This is a genomic window from Aureibaculum flavum, from assembly GCF_016406085.1.
Lineage (GTDB): Bacteria > Bacteroidota > Bacteroidia > Flavobacteriales > Flavobacteriaceae > Aureibaculum > Aureibaculum flavum.
In genome coordinates, this window is record NZ_JAEHFJ010000001.1 from 142,574 (window position 1) to 162,523 (window position 19,950).

Below are 19,950 nucleotides of genomic sequence, written 5' to 3' on the forward strand. Positions count from 1 at the left end.
ATCTTCACGTCTTATTTTTATTTTTTAATGAGAGAGAAGAGACAAAACCAAGCTAAAATTTTACGAATTTTCAGAAAGATACACCGAACAATGGGTGCTTTCTTATTTATATTTTTTTTTATCATATCAATTACTGGTTTTCTATTAGGTTTGAAAAAAAATAGTAATGAGCTTCTCTTACCTAACACATATGTTGGTACCTCAAATAATCTAACGAAATGGATTGCTATTGATCAACTTCACGAAATTGCAAATCAGGTTTTACACGATTCTCTTGACACTAACTTGTCATTAGAACTTGATCGAATAGATATAAGAAAAGAAAAAGGTATTGTTAAATTTGTGTATCAAAATCATGCAAACGAAGTTCAGTTAGACGGAGCTACTGGCAACGTTTTAAATATTGGAAAAAGGCATTCAGATACTATAGAAAATATACATGATGGTTCTATATTAGATAATTATTTTAACACTTCATACGGCCAAATAAAAATTATTTACACTACAACAATGAGTTTAGCTTTGCTACTCTTTACCATAACAGGTTTTTGGCTTTGGTACGGACCTAAAAGAATGAAAAAGACAAGGTAACACAAAAAAAAATTGTTAATAACAAAAAACAGAAAATTTAACAACTTTGTGAATAACAGCGATTTACACTTTTTTAAATCATTTTTTATGTAAACACATAAAATACTGAAATACAACACCTTAAGTCTAATAACCTTAATTGAAATAGATAAATTAAAAGTTTTTAATACGCTTCATATACTAAAATGATATATTAAGAGTTATTAACAAAAACAAACACCCATTATTATATGTAGCATAAATTACTTCTTATAACCCTAATGTTTTTATCTCAAAAATGAAGAAGTTTAATTTATGTATTATAAGTTGCGTTTTTACGTTACAACTTATTTTTCCACAATCAGTTTCAGATAATCCTGAATTAATTTCCGCAATGTTAGCACCCGATAATTTGGTTACACATACCAGTTGTAATCAGAATGGTTTTGGAGGACATTATAATGAAATACATGACGATGAATTAAATATCACAGTTGGTCAATTTCAAATACATAAATCTGATGATATTGAAGCTTGTGAAAATTTCGGTACTAAGTTTAACGAATTTAAAACTGTATCAGATGAACCAAAAACTTTGTTAGGAGAAGCTGGTGAAACCATAACCTATTCATGGAAATTTAAGTTTGATGATCATTTTGTTGTGCGTAACAACAATATGGATATTCATCAATTGAAAGCTATTGGTGGTTCTGAAGCTGATGTGCCCTTATTCACATTAACAACAACCAGAAAAGGTAGATTTGAAAGTTTAGAATTACGATATGCGGAAATGGATACTCAAACTATTTTAGAATCTATTGACATTACCAATTTAAAGGGTCAATGGATTGAAGTTTCTGAAACAATTACTTACAATGAAATTGGTGCTTATGATATTAGTATAAAAACAGTGAACGATGAAGAAATAGTATTAGAATATAATGATGATGCCATTAGAACATGGAAAACAGATGCTGAATTTATTAGACCAAAATGGGGAATTTTCAAAGCATCAATTGATATAGATACCACTACAGAAAAAAAGATATTTTTCTCTGATTTTAACATTGAAGAAAACGCTAATATTTCTAAATTTCAATCATCTTTGGATAGCAAAGCTATTTCCATTTACCCAAATCCTGCTACTGATAAAGTAACCATGAAAGGAAACGACTTGGATGGTTATGATGCCATTGAATTACATGACAGTTTTGGAAGAGAAGTTCGGTTAAAAAGACCTATGGATAATAATTCCTTTAATGTCTCTAACTTAAAGAATGGTATTTATTTTGTTGTGTTTAAAAAAGATAATGAGATAAGTGTAGTCAAAAAATTATTGAAATTTTAAAATTGTTAGTTGAATTTTAAATAGAAAACCAATTACTAATGGAATCAGTAATTAATGCATCACTTTAAATAACAACTCTTTCAGAATATCTCCATTGGGCATATTTTGAGCACCCACACCTTTACTTTTCAGATCTGCTTCTCGTAAATAAGCAACAACTTGTGACACTTTTCTCATCGGATAATTCCGTGCAGCATTTACATAGTCACCCACAAAATAAGGATTAACTCGTAAGGCTCTGGCAACATTTCCTTTTGATTTATCTGATAAACCATGATAAATTAATAGCTGTGTAAAAAAACTATTGAGTAAAGAGATCGTAACTACTAAGGGATTACTTTTGGGGTTTTCAGCAAAATAATTTATAATCTGATTCGCTTTTACCAGTTCCCTTTCTCCTACTGCTTTACGTAATTCAAAATTATTAAAATCTTTACTGATTCCTATATTCTCTTCAATATGAATGGGCCTAATCAAACTTTCTTTAGGTAAGACCACCATCAACTTTTCCAATTCATTTGCAATTTTAGAAAGATCAGTTCCTAAAAATTCAACAAGCATCAACGCTGCTTTCGGTTCAATTTGATATCCTTTACCAGCTAATACTCTACGAATCCAATCACCTACTTGATTTTCATATAGTTTCTTACTTTCAAATAGCAGTCCGTTTTTACCAATTATTTTACTTAGCTTCTTACGTTTATCTAAGGTTTTATATTTATAACAAATAACCAGAACTGTTGAAGGTTGAGGGTTTTCAACATAAGAAACCAAATTCTCTATTGTTCTTGATAGGTCTTGGGCTTCTTTTACAATAACCACTTGCCTTTCGGCCATCATTGGATAACGTTTTGCATTGGAAACAATATCATCAATGCTAACATCTCTGCCATACAATACCATTTGGTTAAATCCTTTTTCTTCTTCGGTAAGCACCTTACGTTCAATATAATCTGATATTTTATCAATATAATACGACTCTTCACCCATTAAAAAATAAATGGGTTTGATATTTCCGTTTTTGATGTCAGAAACTATTTGATTGATGCGTTCCATTTCTAAGAAAAAATATTCATTTTTGTAGTATGGTTGTATTGAATTTGCCTAAAGCCGAACTAAGCATCAAAAGTAAAGAAAATAAGCAGTTTATTTTTGATATTATCAGAAAAAAAAATATGGTGCTTACACCCGAAGAATGGGTAAGGCAACATGTGGTTCATTATTTAATTAACCATTTAAATTATCCAAAATCTATTATTGCCGTAGAAAAACAATTGACTATTAACACGTTAAAAAAACGTTTTGACATTTTGGTATTCAATACAAAAGGAAACCCAGAAATAATTATTGAATGCAAAGCTCCTAAAGTTAAAATAACTCAAGATACATTTGACCAAATTGCACGATATAACTTAAATTTAAATGCTAAATACTTAATGGTTACAAATGGTCTTAATCATTATTTTTGCCAAATGGATTCAGAGAATGAAAAATATGTTTTTTTGGAAGCGTTGCCTTATTATAGCCGCTAATCAATTACCTATTCTGATTTAAAGATTAAACAGATTCCTCGTACCTCGGAATGACAAGAATAATAAAAACCTTAAGTTTGCAACCTAAAATTACCCTTTGAAAATAGCTGTAGTCATATTAAATTGGAATGGAAAACAACTCTTAGAGCAGTTTTTACCCGCAATGCTAAAATACAGTGAAGTTGACGCTGATATTTATGTAGCTGACAATAACTCACCTGACGATTCTGTTGCATTTGTAAAGCTACATTTCCCTAGGATTAAAATTATTCAGAATAGCCAAAATGGTGGTTATGCTAAAGGATATAATGATGCATTAAAACATATTGATGCAGATATCTACGCATTGGTAAATTCAGATATTGAAGTAACAGAAAACTGGTTAAAGCCGATTATTGCTGAATTTGAATCCTCTAAGGATACGGTGGCTATTCAGCCAAAAATTTTAGACTTCAAGGATAAATCTAAATTTGAATATGCGGGTGCTGGCGGGGGATTTATAGATTTTTATGGGTATCCATATTGCAGAGGTAGATTATTCTCTGATGTAGAAGAAGACAAAGGCCAATACAATGATACTACAGATATATTCTGGGCTTCAGGTGCCTGTTTTTTTATTCGTAAGGAAGTCTATCATCAGTTAAATGGCTTTGATGAAGATTTTTTTGCACATTATGAAGAAATAGACTTGTGTTGGAGAATAAAAAATAAAGGTTATACCATTAAATATATAGGAACCTCAACGGTATATCATGTTGGTGGTGCTACTTTAAACCAAGCCAATCCTAAAAAAACGTATTTAAATTTCAGAAATAGTTTACTTTCAATTCTAAAAAATGTACCAAACCGATATTTAATTGTAGTACTCTTTTTGAGATTTATACTTGATGGTTTTGCTGGAGTTAAGTTTTTGACAGAATTACGTCCGGGACATACTTGGGCAATTGTCAGAGCCCATTTTAACTTCTATTGGAACATTCCTAAATTTCTAAAAAAACGAAGAAATACAACTAATAAAAGCATAAATTATTACCAATGTAAAAGTATTGTTTGGCAACATTTAGCACTGAAACGGAAGACATTTAGTGAGATAGATTAAAAGCCCCATCCCTTCCATATCAATTACTATACATTACATTAAAACAACCAACATCAACTTTTATAAAGCTCAAATTTAAAGACTATTACTTTTATTAAATTAAATAAGCCCTTTAGCCTTAAATTCTAAATACTTATTAATTACATTAACGCTTAAGTTTTGAGGTTTTGTAAGAATAGCATGTATTCCTCTATTTTCTAATTCTTTTACGATTAAACGTTTTTCGTAAGCAAATTTTTCTGCTATAGTTTTATGATAAATACTTTGTAAATCTTCTACATTTTCAGATATTAGATCATCCAATTCTGTATTTTCAAAAAATACCGTCACTAATAAGTGTTGTCTAGAAATTGCTTTTAAAAATGGTAATTGCCTATGCAAGGAAGAAATGTGTTCAAAATTAGTATAGAGAATTAAGAGACTACGTTGATTTATTTTCCTTTTAATAGTAGCATATAAATAACCAAAGTCAGAATCTGTAAATTGAGTATCTACATTATAAAGAGCTTCATTGATAACATTAATATGAGTCCGTTTATTACTAGCAGGAATCAATTTCTCTAACTTTTTTGAAAACGTAAGCAGACCCGCTTTGTCATTTTTTAGCAACGCAATATTTGATAATGCCAACGTTGAATTTATGGCATAATCTAATAATTTCAATTCCTCAAAAGGCATTTTCATAACCCGTCCTGTATCAACAATCGAATAAATAGGTTGTGACTTTTCATCTTGATATTGATTCACCATCAATTGAGCTCGCTTCGCAGTTGCTTTCCAGTTTATGGTTCTAACATCATCACCAGCAACATAATTTTTAATCTGTTCAAATTCCATCGTATGCCCTATTCGACGTATTTTTTTAAGTCCAAATTCCGTTAACTTATTACTCAATGCTAAAAACTCATATTTACGCATTTGAATATATGACGGATATACAGCCACCATTTGTTCAGCGTCAAAACGATAACGTCTGGCTGCCATTTGTAAAGAAGAGGAAACAAATAAATTTAAATTACCAAAATTATATTCACCTCGTTCTACAGGTCGCACTTGATATTCAAAATTATGAGATTGCTGTGCTGCAATCTCGGTATTAAGTTCAAAATCTCTTTTTTGAAATTGCTTGGGCAACTCATCTATAACTTTTAAAAATATTTTTATAGGATATTTATTTTCGATTGTAACTGGTACGGGATTTTCATCAGAATTAGAAAATTTATCTGGTAAAATACGTCTGGCTTTTATTCCGTTTTTAAAACGAAATAAAACATAAGCATCAAATAAGAATAACACTACTAAACCCAACACAAATAACCAAGCCACTTGATATAGTAAGTCCACCCAAAAAGAAACAAGAAAAAGGGCTGCTATGATGCTTATATACACAAAAAAGCGTTGATGAATGTACAAGTTTTTGAAAAGATTGATCATAGAAAGCCTTTATGGTTAACTTTTAGCTAAAATAATAGATTTTGAGAAATAATGTAATGAAAATAAAGAGTTTAGTTTTTAAATTTCATTTCAACTATTAATTAAGAAAAACGAGTTTCAATAATAAACATCAATGAACCAATTAGAATTATCAATAAAATAGTTTTTAATAGTTTAATTTTCTCTTTAAAAAGCAATAGACTTATAATTATTGCAGCACAGCTTAAAAACAAATTCGTATAAACTATCCAAGTAGGAGTTGGAAAGCAAATAGATATTAGACTATTTATCGGACCATACAATTGACATAAATACTCAATATAATGCCATAATAGAAAGCCAAAGATTACAATTATTATGAATGAAATTATACTATTTAATAAGTTACTCTTTCTCATCTTCTATTACGATTGAATTACCGATTAAATCATGTATCGCTTGTTTTTTTTTGTTCCCTGAAATGGTAAGAAATGAGATCCAACCTAACATTACTTTAAAAACGAATCGAAATAATGCACGGATAAAGTTAATTTTATTTTTAGGATTTTGAGCATCTCGGACTGTTATACCCATTTTAGAATGTCCGATTGTTCCTCCATAAATACTTACAAATAGAGGGTCGTACAAATGAAAAAATAAGATGAAAATAATTATTCGAACATAATTAGGTACATTTTCAAACTGAGCTAGGATTTCAGAAGCCAAAAAGATTAAGGCCACTATTATCATCGTATCTATAAACAATGCTTTAACTCGACTGGGTAAAATTGCGTATTCTATTTTCATAATTATGGATATATAAAACCTAAATCATTATGCCTTACTTTTTTCAATTTCTGCTTTAATTTCTTTTGAAAAGAGGATACTACCTTTTTGTAGTTAAGATCATTGGCCAAATTTGTAAATTGTTCAGGATCATTTATCATATCAAATAGCTCAATACCAGCAGAAGCGTCTTCATTGTATTGAATATAAGCCCATTTTTCTGTTCTTAACAAAAAGGACTTCCCTCCTTGCGAAACACTAAAAGCTTCTTGTCTAACTTGAAACTCAGCATTATCAATTGTTTTAACTAAACTCTTACCTTGTAAATGCTTTGAGGTTTTTAGACCCGCCAATTCAGAAATTGTAGGATATAAATCCAACAACTCCACCAATGAATTACATACTTTCGGGCCTTTACCTGGAACTTTAATAATCAAAGGAACCCGAACAGATTCTTCATGTAAACTCACTTTCATCCAAAAATTATGCTCTCCTAAATGAAATCCATGATCTGAAGTAAAAATAACGATAGTACTATCTTCTAACCCTTCCTTTTTTAAGGTTTCTAGCACTTTACCCACTTGAGTATCCATATATGATACCGAGGCATAATACGCAGCCACTGCTTTTTTCTCTTGCTCTAAAGACATTTGTCCATTAACACTTGTAACATAATTGATACCTCTTTTAGGAATATCATCCCAATCGCCTTTTACTTTTTTAGGCATTACGATTTTTTCATGTGGATACGGTTCAAAGTATGTTTTTGGAGCTACAAAAGGGACATGAGGTCTCACAAAACCTACAGCCAAAAAGAAAGGTTCGTTTTTATGTTTCTTGATTAATTCTATGGCTTTTTGAGCTGTCTTCCCATCAGAATGGACTAAGTCATCACCTTCCGCCTTTACAATGGTCATCACATTACCTCCTTTTCTTTCTATTTTCCCATCAGGATTTCCTTGAACTAATTCCGCTTCACCGATGGCTTTCCATTCAGGCCCTTGACTATTAAAACGCTCCGTCCAAGATGCTTTATCATCTTGTCCATTAGATCCTGTTTCAATATCAATAGGGATTCCCATATGGAAAATCTTACTTACCCGTGCCGTATAGTATCCGTTATCTTTGAATAATTGTGACCATGTTTTTCTATCTGGGCCTATATTTTCTCGTCCGCTAACATAACCGAAAGTCTTGGTAGCATTGGGATAATAACCAGACATAAATGAAGCTCTTGAGGGTCCACAAACAGGGTATTGAGAATATGCTTTTGTATACCGAACTCCTTCAGAAGCTAACTTATCAATATTTGGCGTTTTACTAGCCTTATTTTCATAAGATGAAACTGCAGTTGCTGTTAAATCATCAGCTATTATAAATAAGATATTTGGCTTTTTCTGTTGAGAAATGGAACTAAAACTCCAACATAAAATGAATATAAAAATAAATTGCTTCATACATAGTTAATTATAATTGCAAGTTAAAATTATATATTTAAAACACTATTCCACTAATTTATAAATCTATTTTAACTCCAAAAAATTCTTCAATAACATCTCCCCTGCACTACTACTCTTTTCTGGATGAAATTGAACTCCATAAAAATTATTCTTTTTTAAAGCCGATGAATAGTCCATTTCATAATTAGTGACGGCAATAGTTTCAGCACAAATAGGTGCATAAAAACTATGTACCAAGTACATATATTCTTGCTCTCTTATCCCCTTAAACAAAGTAGATTTTAGATCCGTAAGTGTATTCCAACCAATTTGGGGGACTTTTACTTTGTTACTAAATTTGACAACATTTACATCAAAAATACCCAATCCTTTTGTGTCACCTTCTTCACTGTAGTTACACATCAATTGCATTCCTAAGCAAATACCTAAAACGGGTTGTTTTAATTGTGGAATAAGGGTATCCAACCCAGTGGATCTTAACTTTTCCATAGCACTACTCGCCTCTCCTACACCAGGAAAAATAACTTTATCGGCAGATTGAATAGTCACCGCATCATGACTAAGAATGGCTTCATACCCCAATCTTTGAATAGCAAATTTAATGCTTTGAATGTTTCCGGCTCCGTAGTCAATGATGACTATCTTCATAGTATAAATATTATTATAAGATTTAAATAAATGATCCCTTCCTCCTTCTTTTTTACAAACCGTAAGTTTATTACTTGATGAATATAAGTTTACTGGTTAACAAGAGAGCTTTCTCTATTTACAACATTCCTTTTGTGCTTGGCAGTATCATTTTATCAGCATCACGTTTTACAGAAGCTTTAATAGCTTTCGCAAAAGCTTTAAAAATTGCCTCTATTTTATGATGTTCATTTTCGCCTTCAACTTTTACATTTAAATTCGCTTTGGCACCATCTGTAAAAGATTTAAAGAAATGATAAAACATCTCTGTAGGCATTTTACCAATCATTTCACGTTTAAAATCAGCATCCCAGACCAACCAATTTCTACCTCCAAAATCAATACTAACTTGAGCTAAACAGTCGTCCATAGGTAAAGAAAAACCATAGCGTTCTATGCCTAGTTTATTACCTAATGCCTCGCTAAAAACTTCTCCAAGGGCAATGGCTGTATCTTCAATAGTATGATGTTCATCAACTTCTAAATCGCCTTTAACACTAATTTCTAAGTCCATTTGTCCATGACGCGAAATTTGGTCTAGCATATGGTCAAAAAAAGCAATACCCGTATCAATTTTACTTTTGCCTGTACCATCAAGATTTAACTTAATACTAATATCCGTTTCATTTGTTTTTCTTTTGATCTCCGCTGTACGATTATCTAATTTCAAAAATTCATAAATTCGTTGCCAATCATTCGTTTCTAACGCAATAAACTCATCTAATTCATCGCGTTTAACTGTAATCTCATCCGTACCTAAATGCGTATTATCATTGATAAAAAAACCTTTTGACCCTAGATTTTTAGCTAACTCAATATCTGTTAAGCGATCTCCTATAACATATGAATTTTTCAAATCATATTCCTCTGAAAAATACTTTGTTAATAAGCCTGTATTTGGCTTTCTTGTTGGAGCATTATCTTTTGCATACGTTTTATCAATCACTATTTCATTAAATACAACACCCTCGTTCTTAAAAACATCGACAATAAAATTATGAACGGGCCAAAATGTATCTTCTGGAAAACTCTCCGTTCCCAATCCATCTTGATTGGTTATCATAACCAATTCGTAATCTAATTCATTAGCTATTTTTGGTAAATAGGCTAATGCTTTTGGATAAAATGTTAATTTTTCAAAACTATCAATTTGCTCATCAGTAGTCTCTCTAATAATTGTTCCGTCTCTATCAATAAATAATACTTTTTTCATGCTTTTGCTGAACTAAGTTCAGTAGTTGTTTAATTAATATTTAGAATTTACGCCCCTAATGTCCCCTCAAGGGGACAATCATCAATTCACATTTCTTTTAATGCTTTTATCAATTTTTCATTTTCTTGTTCTGTACCAATGGTGAATCGTAAACAATTCTCACATAATGGTTGACTTGATCTATTTCTAACTACAATTCCCTTTTCTAATAATTGTGCATACCTTTTATCTGCATTATCTACTTTCACTAACACAAAATTACTATCTGTGGGATAAATAGTTTCCACATAATTTACTTCAAGTAATTCTTCAAGTAACTTATTCTTTCCTATTGTAATTATGTTAATTTCATTTTCAATTACGACAACATCTTCCAACCTTTCAATTGCTCGCTGCTGTGTTAATTCATTAACATTATATGGTGGTTTAATTTTGTTTAATACTGCGATAATTTCTGCTGAAGCGTAACAAATGCCTAGTCGTATTCCTGCCATACCATACGCCTTAGAGAGTGTTTGTGTAACTATTAAATTGGGATAATTCTGAAGTTTATTCAACCAACTTTCTTCTGATGAAAAATCGACATATGCTTCATCAATGATTACTAACCCATTAAATGATTTTAGTAAATTTTCAATAATTGCAGCATCCAAAGTATTACCCGAAGGGTTATTTGGTGAACATATAAACAATAATTTTGTGTACTTATCAACTGCCTTCAAAATCGCATCAACATCCGGCTGAAAATCGTTTACTAGCAACACTTCCTTATTCTCAACATTATTAATATTAGCCAAAACTCCATACATTCCATATGTTGGTGGTAATGTAATTACATTATCTTCTCTGGGCTCACAAAAGGCTCGATAAATGAGATCTAAAACTTCATCACTCCCATTACCTAACAAAATATTCTCTAGTTGAACACCTTTTTGTTCTGCTAATATTTTTTTTACAGTCCTTTGTTGCGGATCTGGATAACGATTTACACCATTTTCAAAAGGATTTTCATTCGCATCTAAAAAGACCATATCCTGATCAAAATCCTTAAATTCATCACGTGCAGATGAATACGGTTTTAACGCCTTAACATTTGGACGAATTAAACTATTTAGATTAAAATTATTCATCCTTTAAACTGTTTAATCGCAATGTTACAGCATTTTTATGAGCTTGTAAACCTTCGGCACTAGCCATTATTTCTATGGCATTACCTATATTTTTTATTCCTGTTTTTGTCACCTTTTGAAAAGTCATACTCTTTAAAAAGCTATCTAAATTTACACCACTATATTGCTTAGCATAACCATTAGTAGGTAGGGTATGATTGGTACCCGAAGCATAATCTCCTGCACTTTCAGGTGTATAATTCCCTATAAAAATAGAACCTGCATTTTGTATACCATCTATATAAAAATCTTCATTTTCAGTACAAATAATAAAATGTTCTGGTCCATATTGATTGATTAAATTTAAGGCAATGGCATCATTATCAACATAAATTAATTTGGAATTATCTATCGCTTTTTGAGCCATAGCTTTTCTCGGAAGATCTTCTATTTGTATTTCTATTTCTGTTTCCACTTTATCTATCAAAGATTTAGAAGTAGAAACTAAAATGACTTGACTATCAGAACCATGTTCAGCCTGACTCAACAAATCAGAAGCCACAAAACTTGCATTTGAAGTATCGTCGGCTACTATTAACAATTCAGAAGGTCCAGCTGGCATATCAATAGCCACACCATATTTTGTTGCTAATTGCTTAGCTACCGTTACGAATTGATTCCCAGGTCCAAAAATTTTAAATACTTGTGGTATCGTTTCGGTACTAAAAGTCATTCCGGCGATGGCCTGAATACCACCAACTTTATAAACCTTAGTAACCCCACAAAGCTCAGCTGCATATAAAATTGCTGGATTAATATTCCCTTCCTTATCAGGAGGAGAACACAATACAATTTCTGAACAACCAGCCAATTTAGCCGGAATAGCTAACATTAATACCGTTGAAAACAACGGAGCGGTACCACCTGGAATGTAAATTCCAACTTTTTGAATAGGGCGTTTTTCTTGCCAACAATTGACACCAACAGCAGTCTCAACTTCAATTTTTGAGGTTTTTTGAGCTTTATGGAATTTTTCAATGTTATTCTTAGCCAAAAGAATGGCTTGTTTTAAACTACCGTCTATGGTTTTCCCTTTTTCAGAAATTTCAGTTGCAGAAACTTGTATATTCGTTAACTCTATACCATCAAAAAGATTGGTGTATTTTTCAATGGCAACATCACCTTTCTGTTTTACCTCATTGAAAATTTCTAACACTGTTGCTTCAATATCTTCCACAGTCTGTGTGGGTCTAGATAATATCGTTGACCAACTGTCTTTTTCTGGGTTGTATATTTTATTCATTTGTATATGTCTTTCTATAATGGAAACCTAACTTTTGACAACCATAGTTTTCCCAAAATTTATTTCCTCTATTGTTACCAATATAACTATTTAATTCTGTGGCAACACAACCAATTGATTTGCCATAATCATTAACCCAATCTAAAAGTAATGGGCCTATTTCCTTTCCTCTATAATCTGGGTGAATCATCACATTATCTGCTTCTAAATGTTTACCAATATAATACTTGAACAACACCCAAACACCACAAATTCCAATCAATTTATCTTCTTCATAAACTCCAGCACATTTATAATTGTGTTTTAACATTTCTGGGAGCCTTTCTTTTAAAACCTCAACACTTATGCTATCATCTAATCGTCTTAAATAAGGAATAATTGTAAAAATATCCTCATCAGCAATAAATTTGATCTGATAAGATGAATACATTTATAAAACCATTTTTTCAATTGGGCACACTAAAATCCCTTCTGCTCCATTCAACTTTAATTCATCAATTACATCCCAAAATCTATCTTTATTAATTACAGTATGTATAGAACTCCATCCTTGTTCTGCTAAAGGTAAAACTGTTGGGCTTTTCATTCCTGGTAAAATTTTAATTATATCATTTACTTTATCATTAGGAGCATTTAACAACACATATTTACTATTTCTTGCTTTAAGAACCGATTGAATTCTAAATTGAAGTTTGTCTAATATACTTTGCTTTTCAGCAGATAATGAAGGTGAAACCGTTAAAACAGCCTCACTTTTTAATAAAACTTCAACTTCTTTTAAGTTATTTTTAAATAAGGTACTACCACTTGAGACAATATCAACAATAGCATCCGCCAATCCAATATTTGGAGCAATCTCTACAGAACCATTAATAACATGTAACTCAGATTTTACACCTTTTTTATCTAAAAACTGATTGACTGTATTTGGATATGAAGTAGCAATTCTCTTACCTTCTAAATCCTTAATTGATCCATATTCAACTGATTTAGGCACAGCAATAGAAACTTTACATTTCGAAAAACCTAATTTTTCAACTATGGGTAAGTCATTTCCTTTTTCAATTAACGTGTTTTCACCTAATATAGCAGCATCTACAACACCATCTCTAAGATACTGAGGTATATCTCCATTTCTTAGATACAAAACTTCAATAGGAAAATTTCTTGCAAAAGCTTTTAATTGATCTTTTCCATTATCAATGGAAATACCACAATTTTTAAGCAATTCTAATGATTCTTCGTTTAATCTGCCTGATTTTTGAATGGCAATTTTTAATTTATTCATTTATTTAAAATTAGGTTCGATAGTGCAAACAAATAAAAAACCCGCTTGAACTATTCAAACGGGTTTATATGATTTTAGATTTAAAACACAACAACTCACCTCGCCTGAAAGCCAGTATGGAAATGATGATGTATGTGATTTAAAGTCATTTTTTATATTATTGAAGTACAAATTTAATGGATAAATTTTTTATAATGCAAATTTTTAAAGATTTTTTTTCTGGTTTTTGAAATACTTATATAACCATTGTTCAATTACTTACCCTTCCTTTAACTTATTCATTTCTAATTGATGTTGCTTTTTAGCATAAGTATATCCGTAATGCCACCATTTGGCCATTAATTTTTTATTGAACACTAAAGAATTTGTAGTTAAAACGGTTGGCGTATAATATAAATTAAGCTTCACATTATCGTGTGCTGCCTGTAATTTACCAATAGTTACATTATGCCTTTCTACTTGATCCATCATAAATTGAACCACATGAGTAATTAATGAAAAGGGATTTTTTGAAGGAATTCTATTGAGTTGGCTTACTTCAGTTTCTAAAATAATTACATCAATTTCAGTTGCTCCTCTCAAAATAGCTTCTCTTATAGGCACTAAAGAACCAAAACCTCCATCGGCATATTCGCATCCATTTTTACGCAATAAACTCATGAATGGAACATAGTTACAAGATGCCCAAATCCAATCACAAAAATCGAGATAGGTACAATCTTGTATCGCTTTATACTCTACTACATTTTTGGTTAAGTTTGATACCGTTACTACCACATCTTTTTCTGATGCTTTTATACGTTCAAAATACGATTCAGTAACATACTTTTTTATTAATTTTCTTAGGTTTTTACTTTCACCAAAAGTCCGCCGTCCATTAATAAAATTCCACACTGTATTTAAATGATTAATGGAAACCACTTTTTCTCCATCAACGGTTTTTACGACAAAAGGATTATTGCTAAAAATTTTTCGTTGATTTATGGTCGTATAAATAGCTTTTAACTCATAGAGCTTTCCTAATGCTAAATGCGACACCATTAAGCTACCTGTTGATGTGCCTAAAAATAAATCGTATGTATTGTTTTTTTCATCTATAAGATATTCAGCAACACCACCTGCAAATGCCCCTTTACTTCCTCCTCCTGAAATTACTAATGCTCTCATATTTATACTATAATTCTTAGCTATTTTAATTTAAAATTTTACTTTTGATAAAACTAACACATTTATATGAAATTGAAATTATTTATTTTTCTATTTATTACTACTGTTTTAATAATTTCCTGTAAAAATACAAGTATTCCTAGAACTATTGAAAAGATAACTATCGAAGAAATAACTATAGATAGTTCAAGTATAAGAGCCATTTACCCGATGAAAGACTCGAGTCTCTTTTACGCAACTTCTGATGGTTATTTGGGTTTAATGCTACCGACAAATCAAAATATTAAAGATAAAAAGGTGTTTTATGATACTATTGTCCCTCATTTCAGAGCTATAGCCTCTAATTCAGAAAATATTTTTATGCTAAGTATTGGCAACCCTGCACTTTTGTACAAATATGACGAAGGTGATTTAGAAATTGTTTATTCAGAAAATCATCCGAAAGTTTTTTATGATGCCATGGCTTTTTTTGACGAAAAAAATGGTATTGCTATGGGTGACCCGACAGAAGATTGCCTATCTGTTATTCTAACGAATGATGGTGGTAAATCTTGGCAAAAACTACCATGCGATGTGCTACCAAAAATTAATGAAGGCGAAGCCGCTTTTGCCGCAAGTAATAGCAACATTGCAATCCAAGGAAAAAATGTATGGTTAGTTACTGGAGGTAAATCAGCCAGAGTTTTTCATTCTTCTGATATGGGGAAAAGCTGGAAAGCTTATAAAACACCTATCATTCAAGGGGATCAAATGACAGGAATATATAGTGTTGATTTTTATGATGCAAAAAACGGAATTATATTTGGAGGCGATTGGAATAATAAAGATAATAATAAAGGTAATAAAGCCGTTACAAAGGATGGTGGTAAAACTTGGCAATTGGTTTCTGAAGGATTGGAACCTGGTTATAAAAGCTGCGTACAATATGTGCCAGACACTAATGGACAAGAATTGTTTGCTGTGGGCACCACTGGTGTTTCCTTTTCTAATGATGGTGGAGTCACTTGGAAAAAAGTAAGTAATGATGCCTATTATACGATCCGATTTGTAAATAAGAATTTTGCATGGTTGGCTGGAAATAATAAGATCGGAAAAATGATTTTAAACAAATAGTAATTCAACTCAATAATAATAAATGAAAAAATTAATAATCATAGTTTTAGCGATAGGATTGGTTAGTTGCCAAAGTAATTCTTTAAGAAAGGAATTTAATTGCAATGCCGGTATTGAAAATTCAGAAATGAAAGAGTATCGCGATTTTTTAAAACATTTTAAAATTGAAATTCCTAAAAGTTGGCAAACGTCTCTTTATTATGATGAGTATTCATCTGATATTTATACGGGAGATACGTCAAAACAATTTACAGATTCTTATGTGGTAGAAATTTCTTGGAAACAAGGCGAACTTAATTTAGATGAATCTTTTGCAAAAAAAATAAATGATACACTACAATTCAGAGATCAATTGAAAATGATCAAATCTGGGTTCGGAGAATTCAAGGAGAAACCAATGTATTTTAACCTATCAGAAGGGGTTCGTTCAGGACTTAATCACAAATTTTTACAAGTATATTTAAAAACAAATATTGATGAATATATTACCTTAACTTCAAAAGTGTATGGCGACAGTTTAGCCGATGAAAGGATCTGTAAATCAATAGATCTTTTTGACAACCTTGAACTTATTGAATAGATTTCATTTACAACGAGAATCTCAGATAAATAACAAAAATAACATGCAACACATTATAAATAGATTTATTAAGTATATAACCATTGACACGCAATCTGATCCTGAAAACGAAGCCTTTCCGAGTACAGAAAAACAATGGAACTTAGCCAAAGTTTTGGTTGATGATTTAAAAAAAATTGGTTTACAAGAGGTTACTTTAGATGATAATTGCTATATCATGGCAACCTTACCAAGTAACGTTGATCACGAAGTACCAACTATAGGTTTTATTTCTCATATAGATACGAGTCCCGATTATAGCGGAACTAATGTTAAGCCACAAATCCATAAGAATTATGATGGAAAAGACATTGTTTTAAACCAAGAAGAAAACATCATTTTGTCACCAGATTATTTTGATGATTTACTACAATACAAAGGTCAAACATTAATTACTACAGACGGTTCTACCCTATTAGGTGCTGATGATAAAGCTGGTATTACAGAAATTATAACAGCAATGGAACATTTGATTCAACATCCTGAAATAAAGCATGGTAAAATTAGAATTGGCTTTACTCCTGATGAAGAAGTAGGCAAAGGAGCACATCTTTTTGATGTAGATAAATTTGGAGCTGAATGGGCTTACACTATGGATGGTAGCCAAATTGGCGAACTAGAATATGAAAATTTTAATGCTGCTGGTGCGAAGGTTGTTATCACTGGAAAAATTGTTCATCCCGGTTATGCAAAAGGCAAGATGATAAATTCAATGCTTATTGCTAGTGAATTTATTGCAGCTCTACCTAAAGATGAAGTTCCAGAAAGAACCGAAGGTTATGAAGGATTCTATCATTTACATACCTTAAATGGTGAAGTTGAAAAAACAGAATTAGGATATATTATCCGTGACCATGATATGGAGTTGTTCAACAAACGAAAAGCCGTTTTTCAAAAAGTAGCAGATGATCTTAATGCCAAATTGGGCAAAGATTTAGTTCATGTTGAAATTTCAGATCAATATTATAATATGAAGGAAAAAGTAGTGCCTGTTATGCATATTGTTGATATTGCGGAAGAAGCTATGAAAGCGGTTGGTGTAACACCATTAATTAAGGCGATTCGAGGAGGTACAGATGGTTCTCAATTATCTTATAAAGGACTACCCTGCCCTAATATATTTGCAGGTGGACATAATTTTCATGGACGTTATGAATATGTTCCTGCTGAATCTATGGAAAAAGCTGTTGAAGTAATTGTGAAAATTGCTGAGATTACGGCAACGAGAGAACTCAACAAATAAGTTAATTTTGTATTTATTCAAACAAAAGTTCAATCGTTTTAATTAGTTCCTTATTTTTACTGCTTTTAAATTTCAACCATGGATAGAAAATTATTATTATCGCTTGCTAAAAAATATGATACACCTTTATATGTATATGATTCTGACAAAATCATCTCACAATACCAACGTATGGAAAAAGCGTTTTCAGGAGTAAAAAACTTGAAAATAAATTATGCGGTAAAAGCACTTTCAAATATAAATGTATTAAAAGTTTTAAAGCAATTAAACTCTGGTATTGATACTGTATCTGTCCAAGAAGTCCAGTTAGGTTTAAAAGCTGGTTTTGCACCGGAAGATATTATTTTCACTCCCAACGGAGTTTCTTTAGAAGAAATTGAACAAGCTAAAGATTTAGGAGTTCATATTAACATCGATAATATTTCTATTTTAGAACAATTTGGACAAAAATATCCAGAAATACCTGTTTGTATACGTATCAATCCGCATGTTATGGCTGGTGGAAATTCTAAAATTTCTGTAGGTCATATCGATTCTAAATTTGGTATTTCTGTACATCAATTACCGTTAATTCTACGTGTGGTAGAAAATACGGGGATGCGAATTAATGGAATACATATGCACACAGGCTCTGACATTTATGATGTAGATGCCTTTTTAAGAGCTACTGAAATTCTTTTTACCGCGGCTGAATCATTTAAAGACTTAGAATCTATTGATTTTGGAAGTGGATTTAAAGTACCTTACAAAGAAAACGACATCTCTACAGATATTGAAGAATTAGGGAAAAAACTCAGTAAACGATTTAATGAGTTTTGTAAAAGTTACGGTAGAGACTTAACCATAATGTTTGAACCTGGTAAGTTTTTAGTAAGTGAAGCTGGTAAACTATTAGTAAACGTTAATGTTGTAAAACAAACTACTTCAACCGTTTTTGCAGGTGTAGATAGTGGATTAAATCACTTGATAAGACCCATGTTTTACGATTCTTATCATCATATAGAAAACATCTCTAATCCGAAAGGGAAAGAAAGATTTTATACCGTTGTTGGTTATATTTGTGAGACGGACACCTTAGGGTCTAACCGTAGAATTACCGAAATTACTGAAGGTGATATTTTGAGCTTTAGCAATGCAGGAGCATACTGTTTTTCTATGGCATCTAACTATAATTCTCGTTATAGACCCGCAGAAGTATTAGTAAAAGATGGTAAAGATTATCTAATACGTGAACGAGAAACAATTCAAGATTTGTTAAAAGGACAAAATTTAGATTTGAATTTCTAGATTCAAAACCTTTATTTCATACTATATAAATAACCCTGAAAAGAATTCAAGTCCTTTCAGGGTTGTTTAATTTAGAATCATTCTAAGGTATTAGGTATTATTGTTGTCACCAATTTCTTTTACAAACTCAACACAAATTCATCTATGAAAAAAATTATAGTTGCCACAGTCTTCGTTTTACTGTCTTTTAGTGTTAAATCTCAAAATGCTTCTGTTGAAGATCATGTATTTGGAGTACAAACAGGATTTTTAGGTCTCTATTTTCATGGGGAAACAAAATTATCAGATAAGTTTGCTTTAAGAGGTGAATTAGGACTAGATTTTGGCTTTTGGGAAAGAGGTATATATCAAGATAATCGAGGATTTCTATTAACCCCTGTAATTGTTATAGAACCAAGATTTTACTATAATTTAGAAAAGCGTGTTAAAAAGTCTAAAAGAATTGATGGCAATAGTGGTAATTTCATTTCCATAAAAACGAGTTTCAATCCTGATTTATTTACCATATCAAGTGATCAGAATGTTTCTATTATTCCAACACTACAAATAGTCCCAACATGGGGTATTCGAAGAAATTTAGGAAAACATTTTAACTATGAAACTGGGATTGGAATTGGATATTACAAAGAGTTTTATAAACAAAATGGATATTCTAGTAATGAAAGTGGTACAGCCATTAATTTACATTTACGAATTGGGTATCGCTTTTAGAT

At 31.2% G+C, this 19,950-nt stretch carries 20 protein-coding genes; 9 read left to right on the forward strand and 11 right to left on the reverse strand.

The features are described 5' to 3' along the window. Positions 1–27: 27 nt before the first annotated feature. Complete coding sequence (locus tag JBL43_RS00605; protein ID WP_198839561.1) at positions 28–591, forward strand: PepSY domain-containing protein; 564 nt, start codon at positions 28–30, stop codon at positions 589–591. A gap of 277 nt (positions 592–868) precedes the next feature. After that, positions 869–1,918 carry a T9SS type A sorting domain-containing protein gene (locus JBL43_RS00610; protein WP_198839562.1) on the forward strand — a complete coding sequence of 350 codons (1,050 nt, stop codon included), beginning with the start codon at positions 869–871 and terminating at the stop codon, positions 1,916–1,918. 51 nt (positions 1,919–1,969) lie between these two features. Here the strand turns inward: JBL43_RS00610 and holA are convergent, their stop codons facing one another. After that, entirely contained in the window at positions 1,970–2,974 is a 1,005-nt protein-coding gene (gene holA, locus JBL43_RS00615) for a DNA polymerase III subunit delta (RefSeq protein WP_138950090.1), read from the reverse strand. 29 nt (positions 2,975–3,003) lie between these two features. Between holA and JBL43_RS00620 the strand changes: the two genes are divergently transcribed. Together JBL43_RS00620 and JBL43_RS00625 are read left to right on the forward strand one after the other, a co-directional pair. Then, a complete protein-coding gene (locus JBL43_RS00620; RefSeq protein WP_198839563.1) occupies positions 3,004–3,450 on the forward strand; it encodes a type I restriction enzyme HsdR N-terminal domain-containing protein in 447 nt (148 codons plus the stop codon). A 97-nt stretch (positions 3,451–3,547) separates the two neighbouring features. Continuing rightward, positions 3,548–4,549, forward strand: a complete 1,002-nt coding sequence (locus tag JBL43_RS00625; protein WP_198839564.1) for a glycosyltransferase family 2 protein — start codon at positions 3,548–3,550, stop codon at positions 4,547–4,549. A 99-nt stretch (positions 4,550–4,648) separates the two neighbouring features. Here JBL43_RS00625 and JBL43_RS00630 read toward each other — a convergent pair whose 3' ends face one another. From JBL43_RS00630 to JBL43_RS00675, 10 genes are all read right to left on the reverse strand, one after another. Next, positions 4,649–5,980, reverse strand: a complete 1,332-nt coding sequence (locus tag JBL43_RS00630) for a DUF58 domain-containing protein (RefSeq protein ID WP_317193434.1) — start codon at positions 5,978–5,980, stop codon at positions 4,649–4,651. Positions 5,981–6,367: 387 nt separating this feature from the next. After that, positions 6,368–6,769 carry an RDD family protein gene (locus tag JBL43_RS00635; RefSeq protein ID WP_198839566.1) on the reverse strand — a complete coding sequence of 134 codons (402 nt, stop codon included), beginning with the start codon at positions 6,767–6,769 and terminating at the stop codon, positions 6,368–6,370. 2 nt (positions 6,770–6,771) lie between these two features. Further along, entirely contained in the window at positions 6,772–8,205 is a 1,434-nt protein-coding gene (locus JBL43_RS00640) for a sulfatase (protein WP_198839567.1), read from the reverse strand. A gap of 66 nt (positions 8,206–8,271) precedes the next feature. Further along, positions 8,272–8,856, reverse strand: a complete 585-nt coding sequence (gene hisH / locus JBL43_RS00645; protein WP_198839568.1) for an imidazole glycerol phosphate synthase subunit HisH — start codon at positions 8,854–8,856, stop codon at positions 8,272–8,274. Positions 8,857–8,974: 118 nt separating this feature from the next. Next, positions 8,975–10,108: a bifunctional histidinol-phosphatase/imidazoleglycerol-phosphate dehydratase HisB gene (hisB, locus tag JBL43_RS00650; protein WP_198839569.1), complete on the reverse strand. Its 1,134-nt coding sequence runs from the start codon at positions 10,106–10,108 to the stop codon at positions 8,975–8,977. Between the two features lie 86 nt (positions 10,109–10,194). Next, entirely contained in the window at positions 10,195–11,238 is a 1,044-nt protein-coding gene (gene hisC / locus JBL43_RS00655; RefSeq protein WP_198839570.1) for a histidinol-phosphate transaminase, read from the reverse strand. After that, the gene (gene hisD, locus JBL43_RS00660; protein WP_198839571.1) at positions 11,231–12,520 is read right to left on the reverse strand and encodes a histidinol dehydrogenase; all 1,290 of its coding nucleotides are present in this window, start codon (positions 12,518–12,520) and stop codon (positions 11,231–11,233) included. The genes hisC and hisD overlap by 8 nt, the downstream gene beginning before the upstream one ends. Then, positions 12,513–12,950 (reverse strand): GNAT family N-acetyltransferase, encoded by a 438-nt coding sequence (locus JBL43_RS00665; protein WP_198839572.1) that lies wholly within the window; start codon positions 12,948–12,950, stop codon positions 12,513–12,515. The genes hisD and JBL43_RS00665 overlap by 8 nt, the downstream gene beginning before the upstream one ends. Beyond that, the gene (gene hisG / locus JBL43_RS00670) at positions 12,951–13,808 is read right to left on the reverse strand and encodes an ATP phosphoribosyltransferase (RefSeq protein WP_198839573.1); all 858 of its coding nucleotides are present in this window, start codon (positions 13,806–13,808) and stop codon (positions 12,951–12,953) included. 258 nt (positions 13,809–14,066) lie between these two features. Continuing rightward, positions 14,067–14,975, reverse strand: coding sequence for a patatin-like phospholipase family protein (locus JBL43_RS00675; protein ID WP_198839574.1), 909 nt, complete (start codon positions 14,973–14,975; stop codon positions 14,067–14,069). 66 nt (positions 14,976–15,041) lie between these two features. Between JBL43_RS00675 and JBL43_RS00680 the strand changes: the two genes are divergently transcribed. The 5 genes from JBL43_RS00680 to JBL43_RS00700 all read left to right on the forward strand — a co-directional run bounded on the left by JBL43_RS00680 (position 15,042) and on the right by JBL43_RS00700 (position 19,948). Beyond that, a complete protein-coding gene (locus JBL43_RS00680) occupies positions 15,042–16,088 on the forward strand; it encodes a WD40/YVTN/BNR-like repeat-containing protein (protein ID WP_198839575.1) in 1,047 nt (348 codons plus the stop codon). A 22-nt stretch (positions 16,089–16,110) separates the two neighbouring features. After that, positions 16,111–16,668, forward strand: coding sequence for a hypothetical protein (locus JBL43_RS00685; protein ID WP_198839576.1), 558 nt, complete (start codon positions 16,111–16,113; stop codon positions 16,666–16,668). 43 nt (positions 16,669–16,711) lie between these two features. Beyond that, entirely contained in the window at positions 16,712–17,950 is a 1,239-nt protein-coding gene (pepT, locus tag JBL43_RS00690; RefSeq protein ID WP_198839577.1) for a peptidase T, read from the forward strand. Positions 17,951–18,028: 78 nt separating this feature from the next. After that, positions 18,029–19,237, forward strand: coding sequence for a diaminopimelate decarboxylase (lysA, locus tag JBL43_RS00695; protein ID WP_198839578.1), 1,209 nt, complete (start codon positions 18,029–18,031; stop codon positions 19,235–19,237). A 144-nt stretch (positions 19,238–19,381) separates the two neighbouring features. Then, positions 19,382–19,948: a hypothetical protein gene (locus JBL43_RS00700; protein WP_198839579.1), complete on the forward strand. Its 567-nt coding sequence runs from the start codon at positions 19,382–19,384 to the stop codon at positions 19,946–19,948. Positions 19,949–19,950: the final 2 nt, after the last annotated feature.

Coding starts and splice junctions, on each gene's coding strand:
- JBL43_RS00605 (WP_198839561.1), top strand. CDS start 28: ATGAGAGAGAAGAGACAAAACCAAGCTAAAATTTTACGAATTTTCAGA.
- JBL43_RS00610 (WP_198839562.1), top strand. CDS start 869: ATGAAGAAGTTTAATTTATGTATTATAAGTTGCGTTTTTACGTTACAA.
- holA (WP_138950090.1), bottom strand. CDS start 2,974: ATGGAACGCATCAATCAAATAGTTTCTGACATCAAAAACGGAAATATC.
- JBL43_RS00620 (WP_198839563.1), top strand. CDS start 3,004: ATGGTTGTATTGAATTTGCCTAAAGCCGAACTAAGCATCAAAAGTAAA.
- JBL43_RS00635 (WP_198839566.1), bottom strand. CDS start 6,769: ATGAAAATAGAATACGCAATTTTACCCAGTCGAGTTAAAGCATTGTTT.
- JBL43_RS00640 (WP_198839567.1), bottom strand. CDS start 8,205: ATGAAGCAATTTATTTTTATATTCATTTTATGTTGGAGTTTTAGTTCC.
- hisH (WP_198839568.1), bottom strand. CDS start 8,856: ATGAAGATAGTCATCATTGACTACGGAGCCGGAAACATTCAAAGCATT.
- hisB (WP_198839569.1), bottom strand. CDS start 10,108: ATGAAAAAAGTATTATTTATTGATAGAGACGGAACAATTATTAGAGAG.
- hisC (WP_198839570.1), bottom strand. CDS start 11,238: ATGAATAATTTTAATCTAAATAGTTTAATTCGTCCAAATGTTAAGGCG.
- hisD (WP_198839571.1), bottom strand. CDS start 12,520: ATGAATAAAATATACAACCCAGAAAAAGACAGTTGGTCAACGATATTA.
- JBL43_RS00665 (WP_198839572.1), bottom strand. CDS start 12,950: ATGTATTCATCTTATCAGATCAAATTTATTGCTGATGAGGATATTTTT.
- hisG (WP_198839573.1), bottom strand. CDS start 13,808: ATGAATAAATTAAAAATTGCCATTCAAAAATCAGGCAGATTAAACGAA.
- JBL43_RS00675 (WP_198839574.1), bottom strand. CDS start 14,975: ATGAGAGCATTAGTAATTTCAGGAGGAGGAAGTAAAGGGGCATTTGCA.
- JBL43_RS00680 (WP_198839575.1), top strand. CDS start 15,042: ATGAAATTGAAATTATTTATTTTTCTATTTATTACTACTGTTTTAATA.
- JBL43_RS00685 (WP_198839576.1), top strand. CDS start 16,111: ATGAAAAAATTAATAATCATAGTTTTAGCGATAGGATTGGTTAGTTGC.
- pepT (WP_198839577.1), top strand. CDS start 16,712: ATGCAACACATTATAAATAGATTTATTAAGTATATAACCATTGACACG.
- lysA (WP_198839578.1), top strand. CDS start 18,029: ATGGATAGAAAATTATTATTATCGCTTGCTAAAAAATATGATACACCT.
- JBL43_RS00700 (WP_198839579.1), top strand. CDS start 19,382: ATGAAAAAAATTATAGTTGCCACAGTCTTCGTTTTACTGTCTTTTAGT.